This is a genomic window from Streptomyces sp. NPDC104309 (assembly GCF_055584025.1).
The window spans coordinates 407,862-426,366 of sequence record NZ_JBVJMV010000003.1; the positions used below are offsets into that span (position 1 = coordinate 407,862).

The 18,505-nt window shown below is 71.7% G+C and carries 12 protein-coding genes and 2 pseudogenes; 6 read left to right on the top strand and 8 right to left on the bottom strand.

The annotated features are described in order from the left end of the window. Positions 1-388: 388 nt before the first annotated feature. Both ACZ68L_RS05930 and ACZ68L_RS05935 read right to left on the bottom strand, forming a co-directional pair. Positions 389-1,783: an NAD(P)/FAD-dependent oxidoreductase gene (locus ACZ68L_RS05930; protein WP_469574457.1), complete on the bottom strand. Its 1,395-nt coding sequence runs from the start codon at positions 1,781-1,783 to the stop codon at positions 389-391. 207 nt (positions 1,784-1,990) lie between these two features. Then, positions 1,991-2,707, bottom strand: coding sequence for a TetR/AcrR family transcriptional regulator (locus ACZ68L_RS05935; protein WP_469574458.1), 717 nt, complete (start codon positions 2,705-2,707; stop codon positions 1,991-1,993). Positions 2,708-2,879: 172 nt separating this feature from the next. Here ACZ68L_RS05935 and ACZ68L_RS05940 point away from each other — a divergent pair, with 172 nt between their 5' ends. The 3 genes from ACZ68L_RS05940 to ACZ68L_RS05950 all read left to right on the top strand — a co-directional run bounded on the left by ACZ68L_RS05940 (position 2,880) and on the right by ACZ68L_RS05950 (position 7,799). Next, positions 2,880-4,328: an APC family permease gene (locus ACZ68L_RS05940; protein WP_469574577.1), complete on the top strand. Its 1,449-nt coding sequence runs from the start codon at positions 2,880-2,882 to the stop codon at positions 4,326-4,328. 92 nt (positions 4,329-4,420) lie between these two features. Next, positions 4,421-6,058 (top strand): amidohydrolase, encoded by a 1,638-nt coding sequence (locus ACZ68L_RS05945; RefSeq protein WP_469574460.1) that lies wholly within the window; start codon positions 4,421-4,423, stop codon positions 6,056-6,058. 313 nt (positions 6,059-6,371) lie between these two features. After that, complete coding sequence (locus ACZ68L_RS05950) at positions 6,372-7,799, top strand: amidase (protein ID WP_469574461.1); 1,428 nt, start codon at positions 6,372-6,374, stop codon at positions 7,797-7,799. Positions 7,800-7,998: 199 nt separating this feature from the next. On the opposite strand, the gene ACZ68L_RS05955 is transcribed toward ACZ68L_RS05950, so the two are convergent. From ACZ68L_RS05955 to ACZ68L_RS05970, 4 genes are all read right to left on the bottom strand, one after another. Next, the gene (locus ACZ68L_RS05955) at positions 7,999-9,546 is read right to left on the bottom strand and encodes a trifunctional class I SAM-dependent methyltransferase/NUDIX hydrolase/VOC family protein (RefSeq protein WP_469574462.1); all 1,548 of its coding nucleotides are present in this window, start codon (positions 9,544-9,546) and stop codon (positions 7,999-8,001) included. Positions 9,547-9,794: 248 nt separating this feature from the next. Further along, complete coding sequence (locus tag ACZ68L_RS05960) at positions 9,795-10,682, bottom strand: esterase/lipase family protein (protein ID WP_469574463.1); 888 nt, start codon at positions 10,680-10,682, stop codon at positions 9,795-9,797. A gap of 298 nt (positions 10,683-10,980) precedes the next feature. Further along, positions 10,981-12,000 (bottom strand): DNA polymerase Y family protein, encoded by a 1,020-nt coding sequence (locus ACZ68L_RS05965; RefSeq protein ID WP_469574464.1) that lies wholly within the window; start codon positions 11,998-12,000, stop codon positions 10,981-10,983. Beyond that, positions 11,997-15,494: a DNA polymerase III subunit alpha gene (locus ACZ68L_RS05970; RefSeq protein ID WP_469574465.1), complete on the bottom strand. Its 3,498-nt coding sequence runs from the start codon at positions 15,492-15,494 to the stop codon at positions 11,997-11,999. Before ACZ68L_RS05970 ends, ACZ68L_RS05965 begins: the two co-directional genes overlap by 4 nt. 150 nt (positions 15,495-15,644) lie before the next feature. Between ACZ68L_RS05970 and ACZ68L_RS05975 the strand changes: the two are divergent. After that, a pseudogene (locus tag ACZ68L_RS05975) lies at positions 15,645-15,842 on the top strand (DUF3533 domain-containing protein); the annotation flags it as partial. Between the two features lie 26 nt (positions 15,843-15,868). On the opposite strand, the pseudogene ACZ68L_RS05980 reads toward ACZ68L_RS05975, so the two are convergent. Next, positions 15,869-16,051, bottom strand: a pseudogene (locus ACZ68L_RS05980) (phospholipase D-like domain-containing protein); the annotation flags it as partial. A 9-nt stretch (positions 16,052-16,060) separates the two neighbouring features. Further along, entirely contained in the window at positions 16,061-16,513 is a 453-nt protein-coding gene (locus ACZ68L_RS05985) for a hypothetical protein (protein ID WP_469574467.1), read from the bottom strand. Between the two features lie 48 nt (positions 16,514-16,561). Between ACZ68L_RS05985 and ACZ68L_RS05990 the strand changes: the two genes are divergently transcribed. Together ACZ68L_RS05990 and ACZ68L_RS05995 are read left to right on the top strand one after the other, a co-directional pair. Next, a complete protein-coding gene (locus ACZ68L_RS05990) occupies positions 16,562-17,119 on the top strand; it encodes a hypothetical protein (protein WP_469574469.1) in 558 nt (185 codons plus the stop codon). Positions 17,120-17,579: 460 nt separating this feature from the next. Next, positions 17,580-18,455 (top strand): alpha/beta fold hydrolase, encoded by an 876-nt coding sequence (locus tag ACZ68L_RS05995; RefSeq protein WP_469574470.1) that lies wholly within the window; start codon positions 17,580-17,582, stop codon positions 18,453-18,455. The last annotated feature ends 50 nt before the right edge of the window (positions 18,456-18,505 follow it).

Consider the following 18,505-nt stretch of genomic DNA (forward strand, 5'->3'; position numbering starts at 1 on the left):
CCGGACAGCCCCCGCGGCCCGTCCGGGGGATCAAGGCCGGACGGGCCCTGAGAGCTGCCCCGTGGCTGCGGGGGCAGGCAAGTCCCCACGGCCGGCGGATCAGGGCCGGACGGGCCCTGACGGCCGTCCCGTGGCTGCGGGGGCGGGCAAGTCCCCGCGCCGCCGGGGTCCGGCCCTCCGGCGCCCGGACAAGCGGACCGTCGAGCGGAACGCCGAGGCGGTCCGCGTCCGACGGCAGGAGACCCGGCCGGCGATCGGCACGGGGGCGCGGGCCGGGGGCACCGGGGTGCTCCTCGCCGGCCGGGCCGGCATCCGCTCCGACCGGATCACCGGACGGAGCGGACGGTTCGACTCCTCCGGGGAACGGCCTCGGTCGGACGACGGGACATCAGCTTCCGAAGCCGAGGCCGAGCCGGTCGAGGGTCTTGAGCCAGAGGTTGCGTCGCCCGGAGTTCTCGTCCGCGCGGGCGAGAGACCACCTGGTGGCCTGGATCCCGGCCCATCGGACCGGTTCCGGCGGAAACGGGAGGGGCTTGCGCCGCACCATCTCCAGTCGGGTCCGCTCGGTGCGCTCGCCCGCCAGCAGGTCGAGCATCACCTCGGCGCCGAAGCGGGTCGCCCCCACGCCGAGGCCGGTGAATCCGGCCGCGAAGGCGACCCGGCCCTGGTGAGTGGTGTCGAAGAACGCGGAGAAGCGGGTGCAGGTGTCGATCGCGCCGCCCCAGGTGTGGGTGAAGCGCAGCCCTTCCAGTTGCGGGAAGGTCCGGAAGAAGTGCCGGGCCAGGGTGGCGAAGGTCTCCGGCCGCTGGTCGTGCTCGGCACGCACCCGGCCCCGGTAGTGGTAGAGGGTGTCGTAGCCGCCCCACAGGATGCGGTTGTCGGTCGAGAGCCGCACGTAGTGGAACTGGTTGGCGGCGTCGGAGAATCCCTGCCGGTTGCGCCAGCCGATGGAAGCAAGCTGTTCGTCCGTCAGCGGCTCCGTCATCAGCGCGTAGTCGTACACGGGGACGGTGTAGAGGCGGTGCCGCTTGACCAGGGAGGGGAAGGCGTTGGTCGCGAGCGCGACCCGGTTCGCCAGAACGCGTCCGTACGGGGTCCGCACCGTGATCCCCGGTCCGGTCTCCTCGATGGCCGTTGCCCGGGTGCGCTCGTGGATGCGTACGCCGAGGTCCAGACAGACCTGCTTGAGGCCCCACGCGAGACGTGCGGGGTTGAGCATCGCCGTGCCCTCGTCGTCCCGGAGCGCGCCCAGGAAGGTCGGTGAGTTGATCTCGGCGCGGGTCTGGTCGGCGTCGAGCACCGTCTGCTCGGAGCCGTACCGGGCGGCGAGCGCGGCCAGCTCGTGCAGGTCGTCGACCTGGTACGGCTCGGTCGCCACGTTGAGAGCGCCGGTGCGCTCCCAGTCGCAATCGATGCCGTAGCTCTTGATCGTGTCCTCGATCGCCTGGAGGTTCCGCATGCCGAGCCGTTCCAGCTCGGCAAGCTCGTCGGGCCAGCGTTCGAAGCCGTTGCCCAGACCATGGGTGAGGCTGGACTCGCAGAAACCGCCGTTGCGCCCGGACGCGGCCCAGCCGATCTCCTCGCCCTCGATCAGCACGACGTCACGGGAGGGGTCGCGCTCCTTGGCGATCAGAGCGGTCCACAGGCCGCTGTAGCCGCCACCGACCACGAGCAGATCGCAGCGGGTGTCGGCGACCAGGGCCGATGTGGCCTGCGGCCGACCGGGGTCGTCCAGCCAGAACGGGGTGGGGCTGGCGTCCTGGAGCGCGCGGACGGGATCCATGGAGGACTCCTCGGGTGGTGCGTGGAGCGGCTGGGCCTACGGGTCCCGCCATGAGACTCCACTCCCAGAAGTGTGTCAACGCAGTTGACGTAAGCCACACCACGCCGCGGCTCCCCCGGAACCGAGGCCGACTCGGCCAGGACCTCGGCCGCGATCCACCCGGTCCGCGTCCGGGCGGGCCGCAGGGCGAGGGCGCCCGATCCGGACTCAGCCGGTCTTCCCGCCCGCCCGGGGCAGCCTGGCCTCGACGGCGTCGAGCAGCAGCTCCAGCGCGAACGGATAGCCACTGAGCATCATGTCGGCCGCCAGCAGTTGCGCGGTGGCGGCGATATGCGGGTAGGCACTCGCGTCCAGGCGGCCGTAGCGGTCCTGCCACACCTGGAGATCGGCCGCCTGCGCGGGAGCCGGCAGCGCGAGCGCCGCCGCGTCCAGGGCCGCGAAGGCGAGCGCCTGGTCCACGAAGGCGTGATAGATCCGCACCGCCTCCCGGTCACCGAAGCCCGCCGACCGCAGCACGCCGAGGACCCTCTCCACGGCCCGCATCTCGTTGTCCCGCCCGGTCGTCCGGTGCGCCGCCAGCAGGGCGGCCTGCGGATGCGCCTGGTACGAGGCGTGGACGCGCAGACCCAGCTCGCACAGGTCGGTACGCCACTCGCCGGTGGACCGCCAGCCGAGCTGGGCACGGCCGATGAGCTCGTCGGCGACTGCCAGCAACAGGTCGTCGGTGTTGCGGAAGTACCGGTAGAGCGCACTGGGGTCGGCGCCCAGCGCCGCTCCCAGCCGCCGGACCGTCAACGCGTCCGCACCGTGCTGCCCGACCAGCCGCAGGGCCGTCTCCACGATGACCTGCTCGGACAGCACCGTGCCCTGCTTCGTCGGCCTTCTGCGCCGCCGCTGCGGCTCCGGAACCACACGCTCATTCATGGCGCGGAGCTTATGACAACGCCATTGACGTGTGAAGGGGGCAACGGTTTCATGGCCTGCCATCCGGGCCCTCCGCCCACCTCCCCCTGCGCAAGGCGACGATCCGTTGGTGGTACCAGTGAAAAGTGCAAGCACCACGCCGATAAGAAGCGCCCAGGCCCCCCAGGCCACGATGCGGAAGTCCATAGGCGTCGTCGACGGCATCGTCCTCGCCGCGTCGAGCACCGCGGCGACCAGCAGTATCGGCATCGGACTCGGTCTGATGGCGAGCATCGTCGGCCTGCACCTACCGGCGATCATGCTGTTGGCCTTCCTGCCCGTGCTCGGCATCGCCGGCGGCTACGGGCGGCTCAACCGCATCGAACCCAACGCCGGCAGCAGCTACAAGTGGGTCGGCGACATCTTCAGCCCCTGGCTGGGATTCCTGATCGGATGGGTCAACGTCGTCGGCACCATCGTGTTCATGGCCTACACCACCACGATCACGGGCTCGGCGACCATCCAGCTCCTCGGCCAGGCCTCCGTCCACAGCGTCGCCGGTCTCTCCCTCGATCCGGACTCCACCCTCCAGTCCACCCTGCTCGGCATGGCCGTCCTGGTCGCCGCCGCGCTGGTCGCGGTCCGCGGGCTCGACCTCGCGGCGCGTCTGCAGAAGTACCTGCTGATCTTCGAGTACGGCGTGCTGCTCGCCTTCTGCGGCTACGGTCTGTTCGCCGGGGACCAGCCCTTCTCGCTCCAGTGGTTCAACCCCTTCGACATCCCCTCGGCCGCGGCCCTCGCCCAGGGCATGGTGCTCGCGGTCTTCTGCTACTGGGGCTTCGAGTCGGTCTTCAGCGTCGGGGAAGAGGTCAGTGACCCGCGGGACGCCTCCCGCGGCGGATTCATCGCCCTGACCGTCATGCTGCTCCTCTTCCTGCTCGCCGGCACCGCCTTCCAACGGGTCCTGCCGCTGGACGAACTGGCCGACAACGGCGCGCAGGGACTCGCCTACTTCGGTATGAAGCTCGCCGAGCAGCCGCTGGCCGCTCTGCCGCTCATCGCCCTCATGTTCTCCGCGGTGGCGTCGCTCCAGGCCTCGGTCATCCCCACCGCCCGCGGCATGTACGCGATGGGCCGCGACGGCGTTCTCGGCCCCGTCTGGACGCGCCTGCACCCCAAGCACGGGACCCCCGCCGTCGGCACCCTGCTGATCACCGCGATCGCCCTGCTCCTCGCCACGATGTCGCTGGTCATCCCCACCGTCAACGACTTGATCTTCGCCGCCGTCAACGCGATCGGCATTCTCGTCGCCCTCTACTACGCCCTCACCGCCGCGGCCGCCGCGGTGCGCTTCCGCCACCTGCTGCGCACGTCACCGCTGGAGGCCCTGCGCGCGGTCGTCGGACCGGTGCTCGGCGCGCTCGCGCTGCTCGCCACCGGCGGCTACCTCACCTGGACCTTCTACAGCTCCACCGATCACTTCGAAGTCTCCGCCGACAACGGCTGGTTCGCACTGCTCGTCCCGGTCCTGATGATCGGTTCCGGACTGCTGGCCGCCGCGTGGGCCCGCTGGCACCACCGGTCGCCCTACTTCATCGGTAGCCATGACGCCGCCGACGGCGAACCCGACACCGCCGTCTGACCGGCGCCCCGCTGACACGCGGCGCGGACCGCGACGCCTCGTTCCCCCCAGCGTTCCGTTCGCGGACCGCCGACCCACCAGGAGCACCTCCCATGACCCAGGCCGATCTGGTCTTCACCCAAGGCCCCGTGCACACCGGGGACCCCGCCCGCACCCGGGCGAGCAGCCTCGCCGTCACCGGGGAGCGGATCTCGGCCGTCGGCCATGACGAGGTACGGGAGCTGATCGGCCCGAAGACCGAAGTGGTCGACCTCAGGGGCAAGCTGCTGCTTCCCGGCTTCCAGGATTCCCACATCCACGCCGTCTACGGCGGCCTGGAGCTCGCCGAGTGCGACCTCAGCGGCACCGTGGGAGTCGACGAATACCTGCACCGCCTCAGCGAGTTCGCCCTTGCCCACCCCGACAGCACCTGGATCACCGGTGGCGGCTGGTCCCTGGAGAGCTTCGAGGGCGGCCTCCCTACCCGGCAGCTGCTCGACTCGGTGGTACCGGACCGGCCGGTGTACCTGGTCAACCGCGACCACCACGGTGCCTGGGCCAACACCCGCGCGCTCGAACTCGCGGGCATCACCCGGGACACCCCGGACCCCGCCGACGGCCGGATCGAACGGGAGGGCGACGGCACACCGAGCGGCGTCCTCCAGGAAGGCGCCACCGGCCTGGTGGCCCGGCTGGTGCCCGAGAAGACCGCCGCCGACCGCCTCGACGGCCTGCTGCGCGCGCAGCGGCTGCTCCACTCGCTCGGGATCACCGGCTGGCAGGACGCCCTGCTCGGCGTGTTCAACGGCCAGCCCGACCCCTCCGACGCGTATCTCACCGCCGCCCGCGAGGGAACTCTCACCGCCCGCGTCAACGGCGCGCTCTGGTGGGACCGCGGCCGGGGCTCCGACCAGATCCCGGAGCTGGTCTCCCGCCGCGAGGAACTGGCCCACGGCAGGTTCCGGGCCGGCTCGGTGAAGATCATGCAGGACGGCATCGCGGAGAACTTCACCGCCGCGATGACCACCCCATACCTGGACGGCTGCGGCTGTGCCACCGCCAACAGCGGCCTGAGCTTCGTCGACCCGGTCGCTCTGCGCGCTTATGTCACCGAGCTCGACGCGCTCGACTTCCAGGTGCACTTCCACGCTCTCGGCGACCGCGCGGTGCGCGAGGCACTGGATGCGATCGAGGCGGCCCGCACCGCCAACGGCCGCCGTGCCACCCGACACCACCTCGCTCACCTGCAGGTGGTCCACCCCGACGACATCCCGCGCTTCGCCAGGCTCGGGGCGATAGCCAACATCCAGCCGCTCTGGGCCTCGCACGAGCCACAGATGGACGAGCTGACCATCCCCTTCCTGGGCCCCGAGCGCGCCGCCCGGCAGTACCCCTTCGGTTCCCTGCTGCGGGCCGGCGCGACGCTCGCGGCAGGCAGCGACTGGTCCGTGAGCAGCCCCGACCCGCTCGCCGGAATCCATGTCGCCGTCAACCGGATGCAGCCCGGGGCAACCGACGGCCGGGTCTTCCTACCCGAACAGCGGCTCGACCTCGCCACCGCCGTCGCCTCCTACACGGCGGGCTCGGCCCACGTCAACGGCACGGACGACGCCGGTACCCTGCGGCCGGGCCACCTCGCCGACCTGGTGGTCCTCGACCGGGACATCTTCACCAACCCGGCCGAGGAGATCCACACGGCCCGGGTTCTGCAGACCTACGTGGGCGGGGCGCTGGTGCACTCCACCTCCTGACAGCCGTGCCAACGGTCCCCGGCCGCCCCCGGGGACACTCCCCCGCGCTCGCCCGCGCCCGGCACGACGAGGGCATCGGCCTCGTCCTGTGCGCCACGGCCTCGCGGTCGTCCGGCACATCACCGACGAGACGGCCTAGCCGGGGCGGAAGGACCAGCGAATCCGGTCCCACGACACCGTCCTGACCAGCCCCGGCACCCCGCACCCGCCACCCGGCCCCGGGGCCGCGGCCCCGGACGCGGTCCGGCCCGCATCCGGCGAATGGCGCCGCGCGCCCACCCGGCTCCTCCGATTCATCACAAAGGACCCTCACATGACCGATCTCACCGACCTCGCCTATCTGCCGGCCACCGAGGCCCTGCGCCGCTTCCGTGACCGTTCCCTCTCGCCGGTCGAGCTGATGACCGCGATCATCGCGCGTGCCGAAGCCGTCGAGCCGAAGGTCAACGCCCTTGCCGAGCAGACCTTCGAGGAGGCACTCGCCGCCGCCCGCGAGGCCGAAGTCCGGTACGGGGGCAAGGGCGAAGCACCCCGCGCGCTGGAGGGCCTCGCCGTCGCGACGAAGGAGGAGCAGCCCATCGCGGGGCGCCTCAGCACGGACGGCTCCCTGGCGTTCCAGGGGGAGATCGCCGAACAGACGCACCCGGTGATCGAGCGGGTCCAGGCCGCCGGCGGCATCGTGCACGCCCGGACCACGACCCCGGAGTTCAGTTGCGCGGGATACACGCAATCACGGCTGTGGGGCGTCACCCGCAACCCGTGGAACCCGGAGTTCACTCCCGGTGGCTCCTCGGGCGGCGCGGGCGCCGCACTCGCGGCGGGCGAGACGACGCTCGCGACCGGCTCCGACATCGGCGGCTCGATCCGCATCCCCGCTTCGTACACGGGCACGGTCGGCTTCAAGCCGCCGTACGGGCGCGTGCCGGCGATGACGCCGTTCAACCTCGACACGTACTGCCACGACGGCCCGATGGCGCGCACCGTCGCCGACTGCGCCCTGCTGGAGAACGTCATCGCGGGGCCCCACCCCTTGGACGCCGTCTCGCTGCGGTCCGAACTCGTCCTGCCCGAGCGGTTCGAGAGCGTCGAAGGCCTGCGGGTGGCGCTCTCGGTCACCCTCGGGGACTGGCCGGTCGATCCCGAGGTCGAGGCCAACACCCGCGCGGTCGCGGAGGCGCTGCGCGCGGCCGGTGCCATCGTCGAGGAGGTGGAGGTCCCCATCATGCGGGCGGACGTGATGCGGGCGGCGATGATCCACTTCGGCTCGATCTTCGGCCCCTACATCGCCTCGGTCGCCGCCGAGCACGGCGACCTGCTCACCACGTACGCACTCGACTTCGCCCAGCGGGCCGCCGAGGCCGTCCGCGAGCCCGGCAGCTTCCTGCAGGGCCTTGAGATCGAGGCCGCGGTGCAGACGACGCTCGGTGCGCTGCTGGACCGCTACGACGTCCTGCTGTGCCCGACGACCGCCGTCCCGGCGCTCAGGGCGGACGACGACCACCTCTCGACCAAGGTCGTGATCAACGGCGTCGAACTGGACTTCTATCTGGAATCCGCGATGACCACAGCGTTCAACATAGCCAGCCGCTGCCCGGTGCTGAGCGTGCCGTCCGGTTTCGCCTCGACCGGCGTGCCGACGGGGGTGCAGGTCGTCGGACGCACCTACGACGACACCACGGTGTTCCGCGTCGCGGCGGCGATCGAGTCCGTCCGCCCCTGGAGCAGTGCCCCGATCCTCTGACGTGACGTCAGATAACCGGCACCGCACACCAATTGTTCTGTCGCGGGGGCCGGACACACCCAGGCAGGTCGTCGTCCGCGCGTCGAGGCCGGCCCGCCACGGGTGCGGGACACCGGTCCGCCGAGGCTGCCGCCGTTCTGCACGACGTGGGCTGCGCGAGATCGTTCCGGACCGGACCGGACCTGAACTGAACGCCCTTTCAGTCCCGGCGCCACTCCCATACATCGGTGTGCGGCGCCGGGGCCCGGGGCGCGGGGCGGGCCTGCGGGACTCCGGCGACCAGCTCCACCTCGTACCCCGCCGCGTCCTCCAGGTAGGCGGCGGTGTGCCCGTCGCCGCCCGCGTGCGGGTAGCGCTCCGGGAAGAGCGGCCGCCAGCCGTGTTCCGGGGCCCTGGCCACCAGTGCGTCGAGGGTGGCGCGGTCCCGGACGTGGAACGCCAGATGGTTGAGCCCGGGGCGACGGCGGTCGTGCGTCTCCCCGGTCAGGTCGGGTGACCGCTCGACCACCACATAGCTGTCGCCGCGCCGCCAGCTCCGCCCGTTCTCCCAGCGCTGGTACGGGGCATGACCCAGCTCGCCGAGCAGCCAGCCCCACCCCCGCTCGGCCGCCGGCAGGTCGGGCACCCACAGTTCGATGTGGTGCACCCCGCCGGTGCGGGCCCCGCCGGCCGGCAGCGGGACGGCGCGGCGGATGCCGTGCGGCTGGTAGGCCACGGTGTCGCCGTCCTCGTGCCAGTGGATCAGGAAGTGCTCCCCCGCGCGGTAGCCGTCGAGCCCCGCCCGGCAGTAGGCGACGATGTCGTCCGGAAGGGCGTCCAGCGGGAACCAGGCCAGCTCGGAGCACTTGTCCGGTTCGCGGTTGTACGGCGGGCGGCCGGGGTCGTACTCCGCCTCGAAGAACCAGCCGGTCCGCGGGCTGCTGCCGGGGCCGCGGTGCTGCATGACGAGGGCGACCCGCAGCTCGTCCGGACCGAGTTCGACACCGATCTCCTCGGCAGCCTCGCGGATCATCGCCTCGCGGACGTCCTCACCGTCCTCCACGTGTCCGGACGGCCCGTTGAACAGCCCGTCCGCGTAGCCCGTGTCGGCCCGGCGGGCGAGCAGGACGTCGGGGCCTCGGCGGAGGATCAGATGCACATCGACGACCTCGGTGTGCCGCCGCGGCGGTTCGGCGCGGGCCACCAGGGCGTAGCGCTCGTCGTCGACCCGCTTGCCCCACAGGGCCGGATCGTCGGAGAGCCGCTCGTGGTGGATGCGCTCGGTGTGCTCGGAGAGCAGTCCGATGAGCCGCTCGGCAAAGAGGCCGACCCCGCCCCAGACGCCCTCGATCAGGATCAGCCGCCCACCCGGCCGCAGCAGGGTGAACCAGTGGCGCAGGGCCGCCTCCGGATCGGGCAGCAGCCACACCACGTGCCGAGCCATGATCACATCGAACCGCTGCTTGCCGACCGGTGGTTGGGCCGCGTCCCCGAGATGCACCCCGGTGCCGGTCCCGGCGAGTTTGGCCCGTGCCTGCTCCACCATGCGCGGCGACCGGTCGACGGCGGTGACCCGGTGCCCCTGCCCGGCGACGAGCAGGGCGAGGCTTCCGGTGCCGCACCCCAGGTCGAGCACCTCGGAGCGCTCGCCGGGCAGCCAGTTCTCCAGCCGCCGCGCCCAGGCATGCCGGACCGCCGGATCGAGCAGCCCGTGGTCGGGCTCCTCGTCGAAGGAGTCGGCCGCGGAGTCCCAGTCGATCGTCGTCATGGGTCGATCGTGCCATCCAGCCCTGACAACGAAGGCCCGCCGGCCGGATCGTCATCGTCCCGCGTCCCGTCCGGCCGGCGGCCGTGGTGGACGGTACGGGACGAGACGCCCCGCCCGGGTCTCCGCGGGCGGGGCCGTCCCATGGCTCCGTTCCGGTCCCCCGGGGGCTCTCGTTCGGATCACGCCGGGCTCGCGCGCCGTGGCACCGGGCCCCGCTCGCCGATCCGGCCCGATCCGGGCGAAAGGCCCTAGCCGACGACCGAGGCACAGGTGGTGGGAGTGGCGCGGGCCGGATCCAGGGCGTTGGCCACCTCGTGGTAGGCGATCCGGTCGACGGTGCCGATCGTCACGTGCTCGGAGAGGTCGACCGGACACAGGTCCTGGAGCAGGACGTTGCGTACGTTCGGCCCGTCCAGGAACTGCGTGCGGTACGGGGTCACGACCTCGTCGTATGTGGTCGCGATGACCGTGTAGCGCACTCCGGGCACGGTGTCGCCGCCCGCGTTGAGCCTGGTGATGAAGGGAGAGCCCGCCACCTGGTCGGCGAGACCGGGCGTGTTGGCGTTCAGCAGGTCCTCCGCTCCCGGGAAGTACGGCAGCAGTTTCGTCAGGCCGAGGAGGGTGGTGCCGTGGTTGTCGGGTGCGAGCCCGATCATGGCGTTCACCTTCGCGGCCCCGCCGAGGAACTTCAGGTAGTAGTTGGGCATCATGCCGCCCTGGGAGTGGCCGACGACATCGGCCTTGGACGCCCCGGTGGAGGCGAGCACCTTGTCGACGAATGCGGCGAGCTGGCCGGCCGACTTGTCGATCGGGCCGAGGCCGTTGAAGAGCGGCACGCCGGGCAGCTGCCCGTAGTCCAGCGAGTAGACGCAGTAGCCCCGGTTGACGAGATAGGGGGCGAGGACCAGCCAGTTGTCGATCGAGTTCCCGAAGGTTCCGTGGACCAGGACGACGGGGCGGGGGTGGGCTGCGGAGGGCTTGCAGGAGTAGTCGTTCCAGCCACGGGAGGTGGCGGCGGTGGGGGTGGCTGCAGCGGCAGCGGCCGTGGGGGTGGCGACTGCGGCGACGGCGAGGAGCAGTGCGGCGAGGGCTCTCCGCGCACGTGGGGTGCGCGGCGCACGGTTCCGGGGCAGCATCGTGTGGTCTCCTTGCGGCTCAAGGGAGTTGCGATGTCGGTGCGCCCTGCGGCCCGGACCACAAGTTCTGACTGCTGACTTTCTATGTGCTCATGCCAAATTACGCACGGGTAGCGTGGCGTGGGAAGTTACGCGTCGGTAAAAACTGAGGGTTCATCAATAGGAACCCGCGTGGACAGGCGGCCCGTCGTGGTCGGCGTCCGGGGCCGCCGCAGATGCGCGTGCCCGGCCCCGCGACGCCGCCCGCCGCCCGCCGCCCCCCCATGTGCCGGTCGGTCCAAGGGAGGTGGGAGGGACGTCAGAGGGCCGATCGGCCCGCGAGCCGGCCCGGCATCACGGCCCGTGGGCCGAACCTGGCCCGCAGCCGGTCCGCCACCGCCTCGATCCGGCGCGCCCGCTCGTCCACCGGGTCGAACGACAGCTGGTGCGCGGCCCGTTCGCCGTCCATCAGCCCTTCCGCGCGCAGCGCGATCCCCCGCACCCGGGCCCGCTGCAGAGCGAACGAATCATGGATCCGGTAGGCGAGTTCGGTGAGCGCCGCGGAGTGGGCCGTGGGCTCCCGGAGCGTACGGCTGCGGGTCAGCGTCGAGTAGCCGGTCCGGTCGGCATAGCGCACGGAGACCGCCAGCCCCCGGCACACCTGCCCGTCCCCGCGCATCCTGGCCCCCAGTTCCTCGGTGAGCGACATGAGCGCGCGGCGCTGCCGCTCCCGGTCCAGTTCGTCGCGCGGGAAGGACCGTTCGGCGGCGATCGACCGGGCGGCGGCGCCCGGAACGACCGTCGTGCGGTCGATGCCGCGCGACCGCTCCCACAGTTCGCGACCGGTCCGTACGCCGGTGATCCGCTGCAGGGTGCCGAGCGGGGTCGCCGCGATCCGGCCGACGGAGTCGAGTCCGTACCCGCACAGGGTGCGGGCCGTCGCCGCCCCGACGCCCTCCAGCGCCGCGGCCGGCTTGACCGCGAGGAACCCGGCCCCCTCTCCCCCCGGCACCACGAAGGTCGTTCCGGGCGCGGCCTGCCGTGCCGCCATCCGGGCCAGCATCGGGTTCTCCGCGGCCCCGATCGCGCAGTCCACGCCGTGCAGGGCGAGCGCGCGGATCCGGATCACCGCGGCCAGCCCCTTCACGTCCCGCCCGAAGTAGCGCAGCGCGCCGCGCACATCGGCGAGCGCCCCGTCGGGCGGGACCGCCTCGACCACCGGGGTGAACGCGCCGAGAAGGGCGAGCAGCCCCTCGTATCCGGCGCTGTCCGGGAGGCCGCCGCCGACCTTGCGGAACCGCAGATACAGGATTCCCGGCTCATCGTGTGCCGTGCTCATCCCGCGCTCCCCGGGCTCTGGTGCCACAACTTCCTTCCGGTGGCGACGCCTTCGCCGGGCGGCTGGAGGTCGGACCAGGGGTTCATCTCGTATCCGGTGGACATCCGGATACGACGGCCGTCGCCGTCGGGAGCGGGCCCGGCCCCCTCGGGAGCGTCCTCCCCGGACGAGGGCTCCGCCGCCAGCCGGGCGGCGACCGCGTCCAGCCCGCCGGTGCGCCGCAGCTCGGCCAGCTCCGCCAGATTCCAGGCTGCCGCGCCGACCACGCTCAGGCTCCGCGGTCCGCGCCGCTGCACCACTCCGCGCACCAGCAACAGCCAGGAGTGGAAGACGGTGTGCGCGCAGGCGGCATGGCTGTCGTCGAAGAAAGCCAGGTCGACCAGGCCCGTACCGTCGTCCAGGGTGGTGAAGACGACCCGGCGGCCGGAGCGGACCGGCGGGGTCTGGGTGGCCGCCTTGGCGCCCGCGACCAGCACGGTCTCCCCGTGCCGCGCCTCGCGCAACCGCTTGGCGGAGACCGCGCCGAGCTCCTTCAGGAAAGCGTGGTGATCACTCATCAGATGGCGGGAGACGTCCATGCTCAGTACGCCCAGCTCGGCACTGAGCCGTTCGGCCGCGTTGAGGTCGGGCAGCCCGATGGAGCCGGTCCGGTGTCCGCTGCCGAGCGGGAGCTGCGCACCGGCGGCGACGGAACCCGCGCCCCGCCGGGCGCGGTGCAGTTCGGACAGATGCAGCAGCAGATCCCGCCGGTTGGCGCCGAACGCGTCCAACGCGCCGACCTGGGCCAGCCGTTCGGCAGCCGGCTTTCCCGGCCTGGCCCGTTGCCAGAAGTCCAGCAGCGAGGTGTAGGGCTGTCCGGCCACGATCCGGCCGACCTCGGCCTCGCTGATGCCATGGACGTCCGAAAGCGCCAGCCGCACTCCCCAGACCTCCTTACCCCTTTCACTATCAGACACCAGTTCGATTCGATGAGTGGCCGCCGACCGGTTCACATCCAGCCCCAGTACCGGCACCCCGCGCCGCCGGGCGTCCGCGAGCAGCAGCCGCTTCGGGTACATCCCCGGGTCATGGGTGAGCAGCCCGGCGTAGAAGGCCGCCGGGTGGTGCGCCTTGAGCCACGCCGACTGGTACGTCGGCACGGCGAAGGCGACCGCGTGCGCCTTGCAGAAGCCGTAACTGCCGAACGCCTCGATGATCTCCCAGGTCCGGGCGATCACTTCGGCGTCGTACTTCCTGGCCGCCGCCCGCTGCGCGAACCACACCCTGATCCGGCCCTGTGATTCGGGGTCGGACAGCCCGCGTCGCACCCGGTCGGCCTCGTCCCGGCCGCAGCCGGTCATGATGTCGACCATCTCGATGATCTGCTCGTGGAAGACGACCACGCCGTACGTCTCGCGCAGCGGCCCCTCCAGATCGGGATGGGGGTAGCGGACGGGCGCCCGGCCGTGCCGGGCCTCGATGAACGGCCGGACCATGTCGGCGGCGACCGGCCCGGGGCGGAACAGCGAGATGTCGACCACCAGGTCGTGGAAGCCGGCGGGCTGGAGCCTGCCGACCAGATCGCGCTGACCGGGGGACTCGATCTGGAAGCAGCCCAGCGTCTCGGCGCTTCTGATCAGCCGGTACGTCTCCGGATCGCCCGGCGGTACGGCGTCCAGGTCCACGTCCCGCCCCGAGGCCCTCTTGACCTCCGTGACCGCGTGCGCCATCGCCGACTGCATCCGCACACCCAGCACGTCGAGCTTGAGCAGTCCCAGGTCCTCCACGTCCTCCTTGTCGAACTGCACCATCGGGAAGCCCTCGCCACTGGTGGGCACGACGGGCGCCCGGCGCAGCAGGGAGGCGTCCGAGAGGAGCACCCCGCACGGGTGCATGGCGATGCCGCGCGGCAGGGCGTCCAGCGCCTCCACCAGTTCCCAGAGCCGCCCGTACCGGTCCTTCTCCCGTGCCACCTCACGCAGTTCGGGCAGCTCCGCCATGGCCGCGCGGGCGTCGCGGGCCCGGATGTGCGGGAAGGCCTTGGCGAGACGGTCGGTCTCGGCCGGGTTCATGGAGAGCGCGGCACCGACGTCCCGGATGGCGTGGCGCACCCGGTAGGTCTCGGGCATGGCGACGGTCGCGACCCGCTCGGTGCCGAAGCGTCCGATGATCGCTCGGTAGACGTCGAGCCGGCGGGCGGACTCGACGTCGATGTCGATGTCGGGCAGCACGGCACGGCGCTTGGAGAGGAAGCGCTCCATCAGCAGCCCGTGCTCGACCGGGTCGGCGTGCGCGATTCCGAGGAGATGGTTGACCAGGGAACCCGCGCCGGAGCCCCGGGCGGCGACTCTGATCCTCATCGCCCTGACGTCATCCACGACTTGAGCGACCGTCAGGAAATAGGAGGCGAACCCGTGGTAGGCGATGATGTCCAGTTCCTGATGCATCCGCTCCCAGTAGTCGCGCCTGCGGTCGTAGCCGCGCAGCACCATGCCGGCGGCGGCGCGGGAGGCCAGCACCCGCTGGGCGGTGCGCCGACCGGCGCCGACGAGATGCGGCTCGGGGAAGTGGACAGCCCCGAGACCGAGGTCGCCCTCGGGGTCGACGACGCATGCCTCGGCGGTGTGCCGGGTCTCCGCGAGCAGCCGCGCTCCGGCGTCCCGGCCGAGCCCGGCGGCGGAGGCGATCCGCTCGGCGGTCCGCGCCATCGCGCGGGCATCCTTCAGCCAGCGTTCGCCACTGTCGAGCGGGGCACGGCGGGGGTCGACGGGGACCAGCCCGCGGGCCGCGTCGAGCACATCGGCGACCGGGCCCTGCCCGGGATCGGCGTACCGGACGGCGTTGGTCAGCACGGCCCGTATCCCCTGGTCGGCGGCGAAGCCGACGGTACGGGCGGCAAGCCGCAGCGACCCGGGGCCGGTGCCCGCGCGTCCGTGGTGGACGACTTCGAGGCGCAGGTCGTCCCCGTGGATCTCCCGCCAGGGGGCGAGCAGCGCGGCGGCCCGGTCCGGGCGGCCTGCGGCCAGTGCCCTGCCGACGTCGGAGGCGGGGCCGAGCAGCACGGTGAGCCCTTCGGCGGGCAGCTCGGAACGGACGACCAGAGGCTGCCCGGCACCGGCGCCGTCGGGCGTGGAGGCGTGGGCAGCGGTGACGAGCCGGCACAGTTCCGCCCAGCCCCGCGCACCGTCCCGGGCGAGGAAGGTGACCCGGGGTGCGGATTCATCGACAAAGGCACCGCCGCGGACCGGGGGCCGCAGCCGATGCGTACGTCCGTCGTCTCTCGTATGCTCCGCCGCCGCGGGACCCACCGCGAGCTCCACCCCGAAGAGCGGGCGCACCCCGGCTCTCTCGCAGGCCTTGGCGAAGCGGACCGCCCCCGCGAGCGTGTCCCGGTCGGTCAGCGCGAGAGCGTCCATCCCCCGCTCCGCGGCGCGCTCCGCCAGCCGCTCCGGGTGCGAGGCCCCGTACCGCAGGGAGAACCCGGAAACGGTATGCAGATGCGTGAACCCGGGCACCCGCACCTCCTGGACCGATCCGTACTCACCACCCCCTCGCTCTCCACCATAGACCAAGTTTCGAACATTCGTACGATACCTGAAAAGCGGGGCACGCACCCGGCCCCGGACCGCTGGTCCGCTCACCCGTTCGACATGGCCCCACCTGCCCGGCAGACGTCCGCGCGGCTCCTCACCGAGCTGAAGAATCTCCCGGGCGGCCCGCTGGATCCCCGTACGGTCGCCGACGCGGCCACGGCCCGCGAGCAGATCCTGAACCGCGCGATCGACGGCGCCCTGATCGTCAGCCCCACCGGCACCACCGACACCGTCCTCGTCGCCTCCGGCGGGGGCAAGGCCATGGCCGGCACCCGGCAAGGAGGCTCATTGCCTTTTCAGATACGAAGACGCTGAAGCACCCCTCGACGCTGGAGCTCCACGATGTGCTCTGCGGCCCGCTGCGGTGCGTCTCCGCCACGGACCAGGACTCCCGCCTCGATGTTGCGCCGGGCAGCGGACTCCGTAAGGTTCGCGCTTCCCAGGAAGAGGACACGGCGATCGGCGACGGCGAGTTTTGCATGCTGACGCTAGTAGGAGTCGGCGGCCGGGTCGCGTACCCAGTGCCACAGGCGCAATCCGGGTATGGACGCGAACGCCCTGGCCGGCTCCCGGCCCGAGAGGAGACCGCGTGCACCGGCCAGCGTCTCGACCACCACATGCGTGTGCACGCCTCTGGCCGCAGCCGCGGTCAGGGCCTGTGTCAGTGCCGGGTAGGGGCGGGCCGCATAGGTCATGGCTATCAGTTCGTCACGCGCGTCATCGATGACTTCGACGAGCACCTGAGCGGTTGCCCTGATCGGTACCGAAGGCGTGGAGGGCCCGCTCCACACCGTTCTCACCTCGACCTGCTGGACGACGAGGTCGATGTCACCCCGGGCCGCTACACCGCGTCGGGCAGCGAACTGACCGGCGTCGAACTCACCGCCTCGTGGCGCGAGTTGATCGACTCGCTGGGTGAGCTGACCGAACTGGCAGCGCACCTGTCGAAGCTCGGCCTGACGGACTCGGAGCCTCGGACCACAGCCACCGTGGGGGATCTCGTCAAAGCCGGGGCCCTCACCCTGCATGCGGGCCAGCAGCCGTCGGACGCCGCACCACCCGGTGATTCCGGTACGCCGCTGCTCACCGTCCCCGACCTGTTGATGGACGGCACCCCGAGCAGGCTGCTGCCGCCCGGCGCCGTCCAGGCCGTGGCCGAGGACGGTGACGTAGTGGTCGCCGGGGTTGTTCGGGCGTTCAGGGCATGGGTTCACGAAGGTCCGCCGATCGCGCTGGGCCCCCAGCTGTACGCCCTGCGCGTGAACCGGGAGATGCTGGATGCCCATTTCCTCGCCGGATGCCTACGTGCACCGGCCAACGGACGCCAGGCCGGCACGCATGCCTCCAGCTCGTCCCGCGTCGACATCAGACGGCTCCAGGTACTCCAACTCCCCCTGGATGAGCAGGGTGCCTACGCCGACACCTTCCGACGTCTCACGGACTTCGAGAGGCTGCTGAAGCGGGCGGACGGCCTGGGCGAGGGCTTGGTGAACGATGTCGGCGACCGGATTGCCGCAGGCGGTCTCGCAACCACACGCAACGGCTGAGGGGCCCGCAGAGAATTATCTGGCGGGCTTCAGGACTTGACATCGCAGGTCAGCGCGTCGCTCGCCCTCGTGTTGTTCTTCTGCGGCCCCCAAGGGCTGCCCCGTAACCCCTGGCGGGCGCACGACGACAGCTGCTTCCCCAAGCTCTCGGCCGCGCTGGAACAGGGGAGGCCCCATCCTCGCCGCGTTGTCGGGACGTCCGCATACCTCCAGCATGCGGACGTCCCTCCGCCGTGCGATGCACCGCGTCCGACGCCGCGCGCTGATCCACCACGGATCACTGAACAGCCCTTAGCCAACTTCGCGCCGGTGCCGACACCGGCGCGAAGAACCAACGCGCCCCCGAAGGCTTCCACGGTTTCCCAACGCACCATCCCGGTAAGCGCTCTGATGGTCCATCATCGAATCGGGCGGGAAAAGTCGGGCACACGGTGTCCGCACCATACGGAGGAGGCACGGAGTGCGTAGTCGGGTGCACGCAAAGGACGGGCGGCATCTGGTGGTGGAGCGTCTCGGTGATCCCCGTGGCAGACCGGTCTTCCTCCTGCACGGAATGCCCGGCAGCAGGCTCGGGCCGGCTCCGCGCGGCATGGTGCTGTACCAGCGCAAGACACAGCTGATCACCTACGACCGGCCGGGATACGGCGAATCCGACCGGCTGCCGGGCCGCTGTGTCGCCGACGCCGTTCAGGACGTACGGGCCATCGCCGACCACCTCGGGCTGGAACGGTTCGCCGTGGTGGGCCGGTCCGGTGGTGCCCCGCACGCCCTGGCGTGCGCAGCGATGATGCCGGAGCGGGTGACCCGTACCGCCGCGCTGGTCGGGCTGGCCCCCTGGGGCGCCGACGGGCTCGACTGGTTCGACGGGATGGCCGCCTCCAATGTGCTGGCGTACTCCACCGCGGCGGCCGATCCGGACGGGCTCGCGGAGTCTTTCATCTCACGGTCCGCGGTGATCAGGAAGAACCCGGTCCGGCTCATCGACGACCTGCGCCGGGAGCTGACCGACTCCGACCGGATGGTGGTCAACGACGCCGGGGTCCGCACCATGCTGTTGCGCAACTACCGTGAAGGGCTGCGCACTTCGGCATGGGGCTGGATCGACGACGCGATCGCGTTCAGCCGGCCCTGGGGCTTCGACCCCGCGGACATCACGGGTCCGGTGCTGCTGTGGCACGGCGAGAAGGACGTGTTCTCGCCGGTGGGCCACTCCCGCTGGCTGGCCGAGCGCATCCCCAACTCCACCGTCGTGGTGGAACCGGCGGCCGCGCACTTCGACGCGCTGCACGCCCTGCCCGGCATCCTCAACTGGCTGCTGGACCCATCTGACAGGTGAGTACCGCGAGAATCGGGAGCGTCCGGTGACGACCGGACGCTCCCGCGCCC